Source organism: Gramella sp. MAR_2010_147 (assembly GCF_900105135.1).
Lineage (GTDB): Bacteria > Bacteroidota > Bacteroidia > Flavobacteriales > Flavobacteriaceae > Christiangramia.
Genome location: NZ_LT629741.1, coordinates 2,705,001 through 2,722,544, shown reverse-complemented (window position 1 = coordinate 2,722,544; position 17,544 = coordinate 2,705,001). Strand labels below are relative to the sequence as shown.

5 protein-coding genes (1 of these 5 cut by a window edge) are annotated in these 17,544 nt (G+C 41.4%); 2 read left to right on the top strand and 3 right to left on the bottom strand.

The features are described from left to right. Window positions 1-29: 29 nt before the first annotated feature. Window positions 30-6,233, bottom strand: a complete 6,204-nt coding sequence (locus BLT95_RS12210) for an Ig-like domain-containing protein (RefSeq protein WP_089666445.1) — start codon at window positions 6,231-6,233, stop codon at window positions 30-32. Window positions 6,234-6,781: 548 nt separating this feature from the next. Continuing rightward, a complete protein-coding gene (locus tag BLT95_RS12205) occupies window positions 6,782-10,516 on the bottom strand; it encodes a T9SS type A sorting domain-containing protein (RefSeq protein WP_089666444.1) in 3,735 nt (1,244 codons plus the stop codon). A gap of 617 nt (window positions 10,517-11,133) precedes the next feature. Between BLT95_RS12205 and gltB the strand changes: the two genes are divergently transcribed. After that, on the top strand, window positions 11,134-15,657 hold the full coding sequence (gene gltB, locus BLT95_RS12200) for a glutamate synthase large subunit (protein WP_089666443.1): 4,524 nt from the start codon (window positions 11,134-11,136) through the stop codon (window positions 15,655-15,657). 2 nt (window positions 15,658-15,659) lie between these two features. Then, on the top strand, window positions 15,660-17,120 hold the full coding sequence (locus BLT95_RS12195; RefSeq protein WP_089666442.1) for a glutamate synthase subunit beta: 1,461 nt from the start codon (window positions 15,660-15,662) through the stop codon (window positions 17,118-17,120). Window positions 17,121-17,170: 50 nt separating this feature from the next. Here BLT95_RS12195 and BLT95_RS12190 read toward each other — a convergent pair whose 3' ends face one another. Next, window positions 17,171-17,544: the end of a DUF4382 domain-containing protein gene (locus BLT95_RS12190; protein WP_089666441.1), read on the bottom strand. It continues 571 nt past the right edge of the window; 374 of the gene's 945 nt are visible here — the last part of the coding sequence; its start codon lies off the right edge, out of view — the gene reads right to left on this strand; it ends in the stop codon at window positions 17,171-17,173.

Sequence of the window (17,544 nt, the reverse complement as noted above, 5' to 3'; positions counted from 1 at the left end):
CTGCTCTTTTTTTTAAGGTTAAAATCTATTTACTTTCTCGAAGATGAGATCACGTTTTTAGTTAATACTTCACGATCTGTCACCATCCTCAGGATATATACCTGATTCGATTTCATTGCAAAATCAATATTCAGCTCTTTCGTGTCTCCTTTAGTCACTTTCTTGTCATGATAAGTTCTAAGAAGTCTACCACTTAGGTCATAAACCTGAATTTCTACTTTTTTGGAAGTATATTCAAAGTCATACTGAATTGTTAACCTGTCATTGAATGGCACTGGAGAAGCACTAAAACTATTTTCCGCAATTCTACTATTATTGCGAGGCTTACCTTTACCTGGTTTGGTATCATCTGTATTAGGACAATCACCATTTGGTGCTGAAGTAGCTCTTGATCCTCCAAGCGTACAACCGGCGTTGTTCAATTCATCTAAATAACTACCGGCAGCACCAGCATTGTTAAAATTAGCATTTACATAAGCAATAACCTCCTCAGGTGAAGCTATTTCATAATTCACTTCGCCTTTACAGGAATTTAATAACGCCGCTACTGATTGACGAGCTAAGTTATATATTCCGCCACCTTTTGCATTTAAAGCTTCTAGCAAGCTCATTCCACTAATCGATGAAGGAGCATTGGTAAACACTTTTCCATACTCAGTACAAGTTTCAAACGTATTACAAATATTGTCGCTTGGATCTTCTGGTTGAGCAGCAGGCCATCTATCTGTATGATTTTTCCAATAACCTAAGGTACAACCTTCGAATTCTTCACAGATAGGTTCTTCTAGAACTATCTCAATTCTTCCGGAATCACAACCATTATCACTGATACCAAAGATAACATAGTTACCTGGAGGAAGATCAAATCCGGCTAGTGTTTGCTTTTGATCATAATAAACAGTTTCTCCACTAGTAATTCTGTATGTAAAGAATCCTGTATCAATATCAGTGTTTATGCCAACTCTTATCACTACATTTCCTAAACCAGTTTCACAATCTGGCTGAGTAATTGTTGGGTTAAGAGGGAAGTTAGTTGCCGGAAGTTGCTGAATTTCTACTTGTCCAGAATCACTCACACATCCATCTTCTCCATATTTGATTACAAAATCGTGAGGCCCTACTGAAAGTGAAATTGCTCCCACATATAGATCAAAGGTTTCTCCATCATCAAAACTAATATATAAGTTCTGCGGATTTCCAAGGAATATAAAACTTCCATCTCCACCAATACAATCAGCTAGCTGGGTTTCAATTTCTGGGATTTCAGGAAGAGGAAGAACTGTAATGGTCGCTGTGTCGGAACAAGTATTACCATCACTATAAGTAATCGTCGCACTACCAGCACTTACACCGGTCACTACCCCATCAGTATCGACGGTCGCTACCGAAGTGTCGGAAGAACTATATGTACCTGCTCCAATACCCATATCCACCGTTGATCCAACACATACGGAAGCATCACCTAGATCTGGATTCGAACTTACTGTAATAGTCGCTGTGCCCTGACAGCCATTGCCATCAGTATACGTAATGGTCGCACTACCTCCACTTACTCCAGTGGCTACCCCATCATTGTCGATGGTCGCTACCGAAGTATCCGAAGATGTATAGGTGCCACTTGGACCAAAGTCCACAGTCGAACCAACACACACGGACTTGTCCGCAACTACTGGTAGCGCATTGACCGTAATGGTCGCTGTGCCCTGACAGCCATTGCCATCAGTATACGTAATAGTCGCACTACCTCCACTTACTCCAGTGGCTACCCCATCATTGTCGATGGTCGCTACCGAAGTATCCGAAGATGTATAGGTGCCACTTGGACCAAAGTCCACAGTCGAACCAACACATACGGACTTGTCCGCAACTACTGGGTTCGCATTGACTGTAATGGTCGCTGTGTCGGAACAAGTATTACCATCACTATAAGTAATCGTCGCACTACCAGCACTTACACCGGTCACTACCCCATCAGTATCGACGGTCGCTACCGAAGTGTCGGAAGAACTATATGTACCTGCTCCAATACCCATATCCACCGTTGATCCAACACATACGGAAGCATCACCTAGATCTGGATTCGAACTTACTGTAATAGTCGCTGTGCCCTGACAGCCATTGCCATCAGTATACGTAATGGTCGCACTACCTCCACTTACTCCAGTGGCTACCCCATCATTGTCGATGGTCGCTACCGAAGTATCCGAAGATGTATAGGTGCCACTTGGACCAAAGTCCACAGTCGAACCAACACACACGGACTTGTCCGCAACTACTGGTAGCGCATTGACCGTAATGGTCGCTGTGCCCTGACAGCCATTGCCATCAGTATACGTAATAGTCGCACTACCTCCACTTACTCCAGTGGCTACCCCATCATTGTCGATGGTCGCTACCGAAGTATCCGAAGATGTATAGGTGCCACTTGGACCAAAGTCCACAGTCGAACCAACACATACGGACTTGTCCGCAACTACTGGGTTCGCATTGACTGTAATGGTCGCTGTGTCGGAACAAGTATTACCATCACTATAAGTAATCGTCGCACTACCAGCACTTACACCGGTCACTACCCCATCAGTATCGACGGTCGCTACCGAAGTGTCGGAAGAACTATATGTACCTGCTCCAATACCCATATCCACCGTTGATCCAACACATACGGAAGCATCACCTAGATCTGGATTCGAACTTACTGTAATAGTCGCTGTGCCCTGACAGCCATTGCCATCAGTATACGTAATGGTCGCACTACCTCCACTTACTCCAGTGGCTACCCCATCATTGTCGATGGTCGCTACCGAAGTATCCGAAGATGTATAGGTGCCACTTGGACCAAAGTCCACAGTCGAACCAACACACACGGACTTGTCCGCAACTACTGGTAGCGCATTGACCGTAATGGTCGCTGTGCCCTGACAGCCATTGCCATCAGTATACGTAATAGTCGCACTACCTCCACTTACTCCAGTGGCTACCCCATCATTGTCGATGGTCGCTACCGAAGTATCCGAAGATGTATAGGTGCCACTTGGACCAAAGTCCACAGTCGAACCAACACATACGGACTTGTCCGCAACTACTGGGTTCGCATTGACTGTAATGGTCGCTGTGTCGGAACAAGTATTACCATCACTATAAGTAATCGTCGCACTACCAGCACTTACACCGGTCACTACCCCATCAGTATCGACGGTCGCTACCGAAGTGTCGGAAGAACTATATGTACCTGCTCCAATACCCATATCCACCGTTGATCCAACACATACGGAAGCATCACCTAGATCTGGATTCGAACTTACTGTAATAGTCGCTGTGCCCTGACAGCCATTGCCATCAGTATACGTAATGGTCGCACTACCTCCACTTACTCCAGTGGCTACCCCATCATTGTCGATGGTCGCTACCGAAGTATCCGAAGATGTATAGGTGCCACTTGGACCAAAGTCCACAGTCGAACCAACACACACGGACTTGTCCGCAACTACTGGTAGTGCATTGACCGTAATGGTCGCTGTGCCCTGACAGCCATTGCCATCAGTATACGTAATAGTCGCACTACCTCCACTTACTCCAGTGGCTACCCCATCATTGTCGATGGTCGCTACCGAAGTATCCGAAGATGTATAGGTGCCACTTGGACCAAAGTCCACAGTCGAACCAACACACACGGACTTGTCCGCAACTACTGGTAGTGCATTGACCGTAATGGTCGCTGTGCCCTGACAGCCATTGCCATCAGTATACGTAATAGTCGCACTACCTCCACTTACTCCAGTGGCTACCCCATCATTGTCGATGGTCGCTACCGAAGTATCCGAAGATGTATAGGTGCCACTTGGACCAAAGTCCACAGTCGAACCAACACACACGGACTTGTCCGCAACTACTGGGTTCGCATTGACTGTAATGGTCGCTGTGTCGGAACAAGTATTACCATCACTATAAGTAATCGTCGCACTACCAGCACTTACACCGGTCACTACCCCATCAGTATCGACGGTCGCTACCGAAGTGTCGGAAGAACTATATGTACCTGCTCCAATACCCATATCCACCGTTGATCCAACACATACGGAAGCATCACCTAGATCTGGATTCGAACTTACTGTAATAGTCGCTGTGCCCTGACAGCCATTGCCATCAGTATACGTAATGGTCGCACTACCTCCACTTACTCCAGTGGCTACCCCATCATTGTCGATGGTCGCTACCGAAGTATCCGAAGATGTATAGGTGCCACTTGGACCAAAGTCCACAGTCGAACCAACACACACGGACTTGTCCGCAACTACTGGTAGCGCATTGACCGTAATGGTCGCTGTGCCCTGACAGCCATTGCCATCAGTATACGTAATAGTCGCACTACCTCCACTTACTCCAGTGGCTACCCCATCATTGTCGATGGTCGCTACCGAAGTATCCGAAGATGTATAGGTGCCACTTGGACCAAAGTCCACAGTCGAACCAACACATACGGACTTGTCCGCAACTACTGGGTTCGCATTGACTGTAATGGTCGCTGTGTCGGAACAAGTATTACCATCACTATAAGTAATCGTCGCACTACCAGCACTTACACCGGTCACTACCCCATCAGTATCGACGGTCGCTACCGAAGTGTCGGAAGAACTATATGTACCTGCTCCAATACCCATATCCACCGTTGATCCAACACATACGGAAGCATCACCTAGATCTGGATTCGAACTTACTGTAATAGTCGCTGTGCCCTGACAGCCATTGCCATCAGTATACGTAATGGTCGCACTACCTCCACTTACTCCAGTGGCTACCCCATCATTGTCGATGGTCGCTACCGAAGTATCCGAAGATGTATAGGTGCCACTTGGACCAAAGTCCACAGTCGAACCAACACACACGGACTTGTCCGCAACTACTGGTAGCGCATTGACCGTAATGGTCGCTGTGCCCTGACAGCCATTGCCATCAGTATACGTAATAGTCGCACTACCTCCACTTACTCCAGTGGCTACCCCATCATTGTCGATGGTCGCTACCGAAGTATCCGAAGATGTATAGGTGCCACTTGGACCAAAGTCCACAGTCGAACCAACACACACGGACTTGTCCGCAACTACTGGAGCTTCATCCACGGTTACAACCACTTGACATATATTAGTACCAAAAGCAGAGGTAATTGTCACTCTCACAGTATAACTACCACTAGCGGTAGTTATAATCTCGGCCTGAGTACTCAAATCATTTGGGACAGGATCTACAAAAGAAGCTCCGGCTGTATTATTTAAGATTTCCCAGATATACGTGGGATCTTCCGCCCCCAAAGGAGTTAACGTATAAATAACACCTTCCTGTCCTTCGCAGATCAAATCTGGTCCTGCAAGTTCACAGGTAGGAGCAGGTACAACAGCATCAGCAGATAGAGACCTGTCTTGATTACCAAGATTATTTAAATTCCAATCAATTAATCTCATATGGTACGGAGACCCTGAAATACCACCTGCTGATTGAGGCACACCGCCAAATTCTCCCCAATCTATTCTACTAGCGATATGACCTCCCCATGCAAGAATTACAGTACCAGAATTGATTACCGTAAAAGAAACGGTGATTTGCTGGGCAACTTTATCCTCGCTTAAATTTCCTGCTGCTGCAGGTCCATAGAACACATCTGTTAGAGTAGCATTCCATATGGACATTTCTGCATCTCCTGCATCACTAATTAACTCAAAACTATCCCCTGGTTGTCCTGAGACGGGAGAACCAACAGACGGCGGAGTTGGAATAGGATGAGTATCATCAGGTGGTTCGGAAAAACCTGTAATTCCTATTGTTGGATCAATCTCTTCCTGATTGGGATGCCCAAATGCTAATTCATGAGGTTGGAGTCTATCGTAACTAGTCAAATAATCTAAAGCATGTTTTCCACTATGCTTTACATCATATTCTAATATTAATTCTACGGTTTGACCAGCAGTCATATCCTCCATGATTACTCTATAGGGAATTGACATACCCTCAGCATAATGAGAAGTTTGTTTACCAGCATTTCCATTTACCCAATCTCCTGGATCAGTGACATTATCAATGCCTCCATTCCTTACCTGATCCAAATCTGCAGATTGTCCGAAAAGAAACGGACCATTGAATACCAAAAGGAGTAAAGGAATAATCCAAATGGTTTGTTTTATAACTAATCTTTTTTTGGATTTTAAAAACCAATCAAAAGATTTCAATGTAAAATCATTCATAATTAATAGTTTTTAATGGTTAGACCATAGGTGCAGGAAAAAGGAAGATTGGGTACTGTGACGTTTCCCAATGATATGAGGAAAACATCGCTCAAAATTTTTAAGAGTAGGGCAGAGAACCTGAGCTATAAAAAGCCAGGGAATTATGTCGTGATGACATACCATCTACCGGGGGGAAGAAAATTTACGATCCAGGGGACCTTTTAATAAAAATTGAATATGTACTAAAAATGTAACAAATTCAATGCAAGTACTATTTCAGGAATTTTTTGCATCTGATCTATTTAAAAACAGTCAGTAAATTTCAACGGGGGGAGTAAATAAAAATTTTAGGGGGCAAGAAATCAACTATTAGAAAATAGTAGGGAATTGATTTTGTAACAATAGTATTTCAAATATAAAATAAATTGAACTAATTTTCTCAATATCAGAATTTTACACCCTAAAAACTGCACTTAAAAACAAAAAATAAGTGTTTCCCCCTATATAAACACTTCCAAAAAAAAGCAGCCATATTAGGCTGCTTTTTAATAATTATTTCAATTAAATTATTCCGAAGAAATAATTGTTTTAGAGAAACTTTCTCTGTCGGTGTTCACTTTTATAATATAAGCCTGACCAGACCTAACAAAGGCACCCACATTCAAGTCATTGATATCCCCGGTGGAAACGCCCTTAAACTTGAAGTTTTGAAGCATTTGTCCGCTTAGATTAAAGAACTGAATATTTACATTCGAAGTATAATCAAAATGATACTTCACACTTACCTGGTCACCAAAGGGCACCGGTGACACACTAAATCCACTAGAAGCAACATCTGCCAGAAGACTTGCAGCTGGCGCATCACATTCAGGTGAAGTAGGTGCAGTAGTTGCCGAAGATCCACCTAACGGGCATCCTGCCTGGTTTAATCCGTCTAAATATGTTCCAAATGATCCCGCCTCTCCATTGGCAAAAGCGTCATTTACATCACTGATTAGACTCTCTACACTGGAATATGTAAACCCTACTTCTATACTACAGGTGTTTAACAATGCAGCTACTGATTGACGACCCAGATTATAGATATCTCCACCTCCAATATTCAATACTTCCAGTAAGCTGAGACTGGCTATAGCCGCTGGTGCATCTATATAGATATCACCATAAGTATCACAGGTTGCGTAAGCATCACACCATCTGTCTGTATGGTTTTTCCAATACCCAAGAGTACAACCTTCATCTACAATACAATTTTCAGGTGGATCTATAGCTACAGGATCCTGAGAGATACATTCGTTAGCATCCCGAGTATACACGGTATAATTTCCAGCAGCCAATCCGTCAAACATATTAGATAATTGATATGATACTCCATCTAAAGAAAACTCGTAAGGAGATGTGCCTCCAGAAGCATTCACCGTAATCACTCCATCATTGAATTCACAACTTTCTGGAGTGGGTACTAGATCTACCATAAGTTTCAATGGTTCATCAAGCATGATATTCTCCAGCTTGAATTCACAACCATTAGCATCGGTGGCTGTCACGTTATACGATCCTCCACCAATATTAGTCCTGTCTGCAGGGTTATTGTCACCTTCAAGATCGGCCCAATCATAGGTATAAGGTGGTGTACCTCCGCTAATAGTTATATCTATAAAGCCATCTGTAAATCCGAAGCATGTTGGATTCATAGAATCTGAAACTTCACCCTGTAAAGCGGGTGGCTCATTAACCAGAATGTCGTTAAGACTATAGATACAACCATTATCATCTGTAATAGTTACAGAATATGATCCGGCAGTAATTCCTGTACGGTCTTCCGGATTATCGTCTCCTTCAAGATCATCCCAGTTATAAGTATATGGAGGAGTTCCTCCACTCACACTTATATTAATAGCTCCATCACTAAATCCAAAACAACTCACATCTTCCACAGAATCTACCTGAGCTTCAAGATCTGAAGGATCTTCCAATTCAATATCTTCAAGTTCTGTAGTACATCCATTTGCATCTGTAATCACTACTGAATAGAATCCTGCGGCAACACCAATTCGATCTTCCACATTATCATCACCTTCAAGATCGGCCCAATCATAAGTATAAGGAGGGGTTCCTCCACTAGCACTTATATAGATCTCTCCGTTCTCGAAGCCACTACAAGTTGCGTCTACTATATTATCTACCTGGGCAGTCAATTCTGTTGGTTCATCCACCAGAATATCGTCAAGACTTACTTCACATCCATTATCATCTGTAATGATTACGGAATAAGTGCCTGCGAAAAGACCTGTTCTGTCTTCCGGCTCATTTTCTTCGGCGATATCATCCCAATCATAGGAATAAGGAGGAGTACCTCCACTAACCGAAATATCTATGGCTCCATCGGAAAATCCAAAACAGCTAACATGGGTCACTTCATCTACCTGAGCCATCAATTCTGTTGGCTCGGCTACCATAATATCATTCAGGCTTGCAGTACAACCATTATCATCGGTAACGGTTACAGAATAAGACCCGGCGATAAGACCTGATCTATCTTCCACGTTATCATCACCTTCAATATCTTCCCAATCATAAGTATAGGCTCCGGTTCCACCCGAAGCGGTTATAGAAATAGCTCCATCGGCAAAGCCAAAACAGTTAACATCTATCACATCATCTAAAACCAGTTCCAGAAGTGGTGGCTCTTCAATTTCAACAGTATTACTGGTTGTGGAACAAGTAAGCTCTGCTTCTGCCTCAAGTGAAGCGACCACATAATACTCACCAGGTCCAAGACCTGTAAAATTACTTCCATCTGTATTACTGTCTATAAAATTATCATCTCCTTCATTATTTACCTGATACAGTTCCAGAAGATCATATCCACTCGCACTGGCAATAGATACTACTCCATCATCTTCTCCAAAACAACTTATATCTGTAGAGCCAATTTCTATAGCAGGTGAGTCATAAATTGTAATTGTCACCTTCGCTCTTGGGCCCTCACATTCATTAACCGTACAACTTGCCCAATATGAGGTAGTTTCGGTAATTTCGCCAGGTGAAAAATTTGCACCTGTATGAATTGAAGAACCACCTTCTTCCTGAGCGTACCAATTAACGGTACCTTCGCAGCCTTCAGCGATAAGTGTATCATCCCATAAATCACAAGCCGAAACATCTGTAAGTTGCGGTGCTGGAGGAGTAAGGTCTATGGTAATTTGAATTGGTTTACCTGGAAAGTCTTTTAACTCAGACTGAGTTGAATTACCAGAAGTTCGGGTTCTTACGAATAAAGTACTCAAATTCACACAAGCATCTTCAGGAAAAAAGGAAGTAACATTTACGGCTCCTTCTGCCCACTGGTTGATAGAGTATTGATAAAAACCAGCTGGATTAATAGGATCCTGAAAATAGATAGAATAAGGTACAATGGTAGCCACATCGTTTTCAGTACCAAAAATGGTTCCCATAACCGGTGTGAATATTTCATAAATAAAACCGTTTCCGTTAGCCACCCAGCGCCTGGTCACAACTTTTGCTGCTCCTCCTCCATTGGTAAATTCAATAGTGATAAGGATATCTCCAAGCGTTCTACCCCCTTCTGTTCCCAAGGATGTAAAGGTTCCACCAGGCTCTGCAGTTAATGGTTTCTGAAGAATTTCAAAATCTATATAGCTACTCCCATTTGTTACCTGCCGGTCTGCGGCAAAGATTAACCAGAGGTCTCCTTCATTTCCGTGAGGTAAATTGGGATCGGCGAATGAAAAATGCGAGATCGCATTTTGAATCTCGTTTTTATTAGGTGAAGATCCTGTTCCCCAGGTATAGGTGTTGGGATTGTCATTTATTTTGTTGGAGCTGGTAAAAATGGTAGGATCATTATTAGTAATATTATCTCTAAAAAAAGTGGTTTGCCCGGGATAGAGATAAAAATCATCTGGAAACGGAACATCTGGAATTCCCTCTGCAATCCCGTCTGATGCTGAAGGAGGAAATACTCCTCCTGGATTCTTGTTCACAGGATCTGTCCCAAACTCAAAGAGCCAGTCCCCTCCGGGTTCACCATTAACATTTACATATGCATTCCCATCAATATTGTGACCGCCCAGAGGTTGTAAAACAGGTACAAGTCCCTTAATATTAGTTTGTGCAATTAACGCTTCCTGATATCCAAAAAGTAAAAAAGCTACTGTTAAAAACAGGCTCCAATTTTTGGATAATTGTTTCATAACAGAACCCACAACAGGTTCCCTGTCTTTTTCATTTAGGATAGGAATCTTTGCAGACCCCATCCGGGATGTAATAATTTCCATACGATTGATATTAAAATTAGAATGATATTTACTCCCATAAACAGTATGGAGACAGTATGGCTTAGGGCATAAAAAATGAATATGATTATACTAAATCTGAAGAGGGGGGAAGAAACATCTCTTCTTCAAAGAAAAAGAAGAAAGAAAATTATATCCAGAAGATATCCCTGACAATTACAACTGGATAAATAATCCAGTAACTATTCTCAAAATCAACCTACACAATGTTTCAATGATGGTTTAGTGCCCATCAAAATCTCTTAAAGTTAGCTCAAAAACTACTTTTATTAAAAATTTTAGCGTTAAAAACTGTTGGGGGAAATCCTGTAAAAAAGGAATTGAAAGTAAAGTTGGCTCTATTAATTTCAGAATTCAGTATCATCTAATTGCTAAATGGAAATTCAGCTAATTCTAAAATTAATAGTTTTCTCCTTCAGTCTAAAATAAATAGTGAAATGCATTATCTATTTCTCAAATTAAGAACGATATTTTTCCATATTCATATTTTCTTAGCTTCATTTTAGCAATTCCTAAAAACTTGATTTAAAGCTTCTTAATGTTTTTAAAGTTCATTGGCTTTTATTTAACTTTAACAGAATAATTCAGAATGAACACGTATGAAAATGAAAGAACAGGGACTCTACTCCCCTCTTTATGAGAGAGATAATTGTGGAGCGGGATTTATTTGTAATCTTAACGGAGAAAGAACTAATAATATAATTCATAAGGCTATAGATATCCTTGTTCGGCTAGAACATAGAGGTGCCGTAAGTGCTGATGGAAAAACAGGGGATGGTGCTGGTATTCTTATTGAAGTACCGCACGAATTCTTTAAAAAAGTATGTGAATTCAATTTACCCGGGTCCCGGGAATATGCGGTTGGGATGGTCTTTCTTCCAAAGAATAAGAGCCAGGCAGCGATCTGTAAAGATACTTTTGAAAAAGAAATTAAAAAACAGCAATTGCAAGTGCTTGGATGGAGAAAAGTTCCGGTAAATCATTCCTGTCTGGGTAAAATGGCAAGTAATGTAGAACCTGCAATTCAGCAGGTTTTTGTTGGACGTCCTGAAAAACTGGAAGATCGGGATTTTAATGCCAAGCTTTATACAGCCCGTAAGATCGCAGAACACAACATTGAAAATTCTGGTCTTGCCGAGAGTGAATATTTTTACTTCTCAAGTCTTTCCACCAATACCATTATATATAAAGGTCTTTTGATGCCCCAGGATATCAATGAATATTATAAAGACCTTAATGATCCAGATGTGATCACAAAACTGGCTCTGGTGCACCAGCGATTTTCAACCAACACCTTCCCAACCTGGGACCTGGCACAACCATTTAGATATATGTGTCACAATGGGGAAATTAATACCCTGCGTGGTAACCTGAGTAGAATGAAAGCCCGGGAAGAGCTTTTTGAAAGCGACACTTTTGGAGAAGACATCAAAAAGATAGTTCCTATTACTATGGAAGGGAAATCTGATTCCGCTTCTATGGATATGGCATTAGAGCTCCTGCTACAAACCGGGAGATCCCTGCCCGAAGCTATCATGATGATGGTTCCGGAAGCCTGGGAAAAGAATCCTTCTATGAAGGATAAGAAAAAAGCATTCTACGAATATAATGCCTGTATCATGGAACCATGGGATGGGCCGGCATCTATTCCGTTTACCGATGGAAATTATATAGGTGCCTTACTCGATAGAAATGGATTACGTCCTTCAAGATATACGGTTACCAAAGATGGGTATGTAGTAATGTCATCTGAAACCGGTGTATTGGACATCAAGCCGGAAAATGTACTAAAACATGGTAGACTGGAACCTGGAAGGATGTTTCTAGTCGATATGATTGAAGGTCGAATTATTGAGGATGAAGAAGTAAAAGAGAAAATTGTTACAGAAAGACCTTATAGGAACTGGCTTGACGAGAACCTGTTGCCCCTGGCAGAGGTACCTTATACTGGTAATAAAACGCCTGTGGAAGACATCCCGTATATCACAAGACTCAAACTTTTTGGATATACCTATGAAGATATCTCCACGATCATATCGCCTATGGCCTCTCAGGCTAAAGAAGCTATTGGTTCTATGGGTACCGATATTCCTTTGGCAGTACTCTCTGATAAACCACAACTATTATTCAATTATTTCAAGCAGCTTTTTGCGCAGGTGACCAATCCGCCACTAGACGGGATCCGGGAAGAAATAGTGACCGATATAAGCCTCTCTGTTGGAGAAGATATTAACCTGTTCAAAATTATTCCCGAGCAGTGTAAAAAATTGAAAATTCAGAATCCAGTTATTTCCAATGAGGATCTTGACAAGATAAAATATATAGATTATCCCGGCTTTAAGGCAAAGTCAATTTCTATGCTTTATGAAGCTGAGAAAGGCATGAACGGTCTTGAGGATCGTTTGGAGGAAATGATCACAGAAATTAAACATGCTGTAGATGATGGTTGTAATGTGATCATACTTTCAGACAGGAATGTAAACCCAAAACTGGCTCCAATTCCATCGTTACTGGCCTGTTCATTTGTACACCATCGGGCGAAAGACCATAATAAAAGGTCTTCTTTCGGCATAGTAATAGAATCTGCCGAACCACGGGAACCACATCATTTTGCTGCTTTATTTGGATATGGAGCAAGTGCCATTAATCCTTATATGGTTAATGAAGTGATCTACGACCTTGTAGAAAGAAAGGAGATCGATGTAAAAGATCCTGAAGTAGCCGTTGAAAATTTCAATATCGCCATCGGAAAAGGGATCGTGAAAATTATGAACAAAATTGGTATTTCAACACTTCTCTCCTATCGGGGATCACAGATCTTTGAAATTTTAGGGCTTAATAAGAAATTCGTCAATAAATATTTTTGTAATACACCCACAAGAATCGAAGGTATTGGCCTTTACGAAGTAGAGAAGGAAATTCAAAAACGTTATCAACACGCTTTCTTTCCACCCGAAACTGAAACCGATCTGGATCTTGAAATGGGAGGAGATTACCGCTGGAGAAGAAATGGAGAACGTCATGTTTTTAATCCTGCCAGCGTTGCAAAACTTCAGCAAGCTGTAAAACAGAATTCATACGAAACCTATACTGAATATTCCAACATCATCAATGAGCAGAATGAAAAGCTTATGACCATAAGGGGAATGTTCAAATTCAAGGAACTAAATCCAGTTCCAATTGAAGAAGTTGAGCCGTGGACGGAGATCGTAAAAAGATTTAAAACTGGCGCTATGTCTTTTGGATCTATAAGCAAAGAAGCACACGAGAATTTGGCCATTGCCATGAACCGAATCAAGGGGAAAAGTAATTCTGGTGAAGGTGGTGAAGATGCCGATCGTTTTCAGAAAGACATTAATGGAAACTGGAGAAATTCTGCTATTAAACAGGTAGCTTCAGGAAGATTTGGGGTGAGTATAGACTATCTCTCCAGTGCAGGTGAGATTCAAATAAAGATGGCTCAGGGAGCTAAACCCGGGGAAGGTGGACAATTACCCGGAGCAAAAGTAAATCCGGATATTGCGAAAACGAGAAATTCTACGCCATATGTAGGATTGATCTCCCCTCCTCCTCACCATGATATTTATTCTATTGAGGATTTGGCGCAGTTAATTTTTGATCTTAAAAATGCTAATAGAGAGGCACGTATCAATGTAAAACTGGTTTCAAAGGTTGGCGTTGGTACTATTGCCGCTGGTGTAGCGAAAGCAAAAGCCGATGTAGTCCTTATTTCGGGCTATGATGGAGGTACAGGAGCTTCTCCATTAACTTCCTTGCGACACGCGGGATTACCGTGGGAACTTGGAGTTGCTGAAGCACAGCAAACGCTCTTATTAAACAATCTAAGAAGTAGAATTGTTGTGGAATGTGATGGACAGTTAAAAACAGGTCGTGACGTGGCGATTGCCTGTCTACTAGGTGCTGAAGAATTTGGATTCTCTACGGCTCCTCTTGTTGCAACGGGATGCATCATGATGCGTGCCTGTCATCTGAACACCTGTCCCGTGGGTATTGCCACTCAGGATCCTGAGCTCCGTAAGAATTTTAAAGGAACTCCTGAAAATGTGATCAATTTCATGTATTTCATTGCACAGGAATTGAGAGAAATCATGGCTCAATTAGGCTTTAGAAGTATGAAAGAAATGGTAGGTCAGTCTCAAAAACTGGATACCAATAAAGCCATTAAGCATTATAAAGCCCAGGGAATTGACCTTTCTAACATCCTTCACAAACCTAATATCAAGCCTGGTGTGCCGCTTTCAAATACTGAAAAGCAACTGCATAATATTGAAGGGGTGCTGGATTTTGAAATTTTAAGACAGGCGCATCCGGCGATTTACAGGAAAGAACCTGTAACACTTAGTTATCCCATTAGTAACACCAACCGAACTACCGGAACGATCATTAGTAATGAAATTTCCAAAATTCACGGTTCTATAGGATTACCGAAAAATACTTTAACGCTGAATTTTAATGGATCAGCCGGTCAAAGTTTCGGCGCATTTGCTGCCAAAGGTTTAAACCTGAATATTGAAGGTAATTCCAATGATTATTTTGGTAAAGGACTTTCCGGAGCAGTACTTTCAATTAGAAAACCTAAAGAAGCAACCTTTAAATCTAATGAAAACATCATTATTGGGAATGTTGCCTTGTACGGAGCTGTAACCGGTGAAGCATATATAAACGGAATTGGAGGAGAACGTTTTTGTGTTAGAAACTCTGGAGCCAAGGCTGTAATAGAAGGAATTGGAGACCATGGTTGTGAATATATGACCGGTGGGGTAGCCGTAATTCTAGGAGAAATAGGTAGAAATTTTGCTGCCGGAATGAGCGGTGGAATTGCTTACATTTTTGATCTGGAGAATAATCTGGACAGGAATAATTTCAATATGGAAATGATAGAACTGGAAGCTCCTTCTGAAAATAATTTACAGGAACTGGAAGAGCTTATCGTGAAGCATTATCAGTATACCGAAAGTGAAGTGGCTAAAGAAATTTTAAATAATTGGGAGCAGACTTCAAAAGGATTTATAAAGGTAATGCCTACAGAGTATAAAAAAGCGCTTCAAAAGATTGAAGCAGAAAAACGAAAAGAAGAAGAGGTAGATCTTAAAACAGCATAAGAATGGGTGAAATAAGAGGATTTTTAGAATACGATCGTATCCAGGAAGAAGATATCAAACCCGAAGAAAGGGTTAAGAACTATAAAGAATTTCATAAAGAGCTTCCCACCGAAGAACTTAAAAAACAAGGTGGACGATGCATGGATTGTGGGATTCCATTCTGCCATAGTGGTTGCCCGCTTGGGAATCTAATTCCAGACTTTAATGATGCGGTTTATCGCAATGAATGGCAAAAAGCACTGAAAATATTACATGCCACCAATAATTTTCCGGAGTTTACAGGAAGATTATGTCCGGCACCATGTGAGTCGGCCTGTGTATTAGGCATTATAGAGCCCCCTGTGGCCATTGAAATGATTGAGAAGTATATTGTGGAGCGAGGCTTTAAAGAAGGCTGGATAAAGCCTGAACCGCCTGCAAATCGTACGGGTAAAAAAACTGCGGTTATTGGCTCAGGACCTGCTGGTCTGGCAGCCGCGCAACAATTAAATAGAGCAGGGCACCATGTGACTGTTTTTGAACGTGATGCAAAGATCGGTGGCTTATTAAGGTACGGAATTCCAGATTTTAAAATGGAAAAGAAAGTGATCGACCGTCGTTTGGAACAAATGATAGCTGAAGGAATTGAGTTTAAAACAAATATTGAAGTTGGTAAAAATTATGATGTAGCAGAATTAAAAAACTTTGATGCCGTAGTTCTCTGTGGTGGTGCTACTTCAAGAAGGGAACTTCCAATTCCAGGTGCAGATGCTAAAGGTGTTGTCCAGGCGATGGAATTCTTAAAACATAACAATGAAGCTGTAGACGGACTTCATGAAGTTGAAGAAAAATTGAATGCAAAGGGCAAAAATGTGATTGTAATTGGAGGTGGTGATACAGGATCTGATTGCGTGGGAACTTCCAACAGGCATGGAGCTACTTCTGTAACTAATTTTGAAATTCTTCCAATACCAGCAGAGTCCAGAACAATAGAAAACCCCTGGCCTTACTGGCCTTTTACCTTAAGTACAAGTTCTTCTCATGAAGAAGGTGTGAATAGAAACTGGAGTATCCAAACAAAAGAATTTGTAAAAGATCCAAATGGAAATTTGAAGGCTCTTAAAACTGTAGAAGTAGAATGGGTAAGAAGACCCGGCCAAAGACCCGAATTAAAAGAAGTCTCTGATTCTGAAAAAGAATGGCCTTGTGATCTTGCATTACTATCTCTAGGATTCACGGGTCCTGAAAAGACACTAAGTGAAAAATTAGGTCTTGAATTAGATGCTAGAACTAATATAAAAGGCGCTAAAAACTATAGAACTAATATAAAGAATATTTTCGTTGCCGGAGATATGAGAAGAGGTCAGTCCCTTATAGTTTGGGCAATCTCTGAAGGTCGAGAGGCAGCACATCATGTGGATAAGTTCCTCATGGGGAAATCAAAATTACCCATAAAAGGAGAGGGCGATCTTCCTACCCTATAAAAAAAGCCCCCGCGATTAACGGGGGCTTTCTAATTTCATATTTTCTAGGATTACAAGCCTAAAAGACCTGTAAAGGAAATTTGAAGATTAACTTCAGAATTAGCTCCTACAGTAAATCCGCTCAAATCTATATTACTGGCCGTATTCGCCTCTACCATACTCGTGAATTCAAGTTTACCATCTGAATCTTCATCGGAGTAAGAAGCGAAATGTAATTCATAATCGCCTTCCTCAAGAAAGTGGATCTCAAATTCTCCATTGGGATCTGAAACAACAGAACTACTCACCGCGTTTGAGAAGTTTACTCCTTCGCCATTCATATTTGTTTCTGATTCTTCAAACGCTCCTTCAAGATAAGCATAAGCTACCACAACATCTCCATTGGCCTCACTTGTATTATTAACACTACCAGTTACAATTCCTG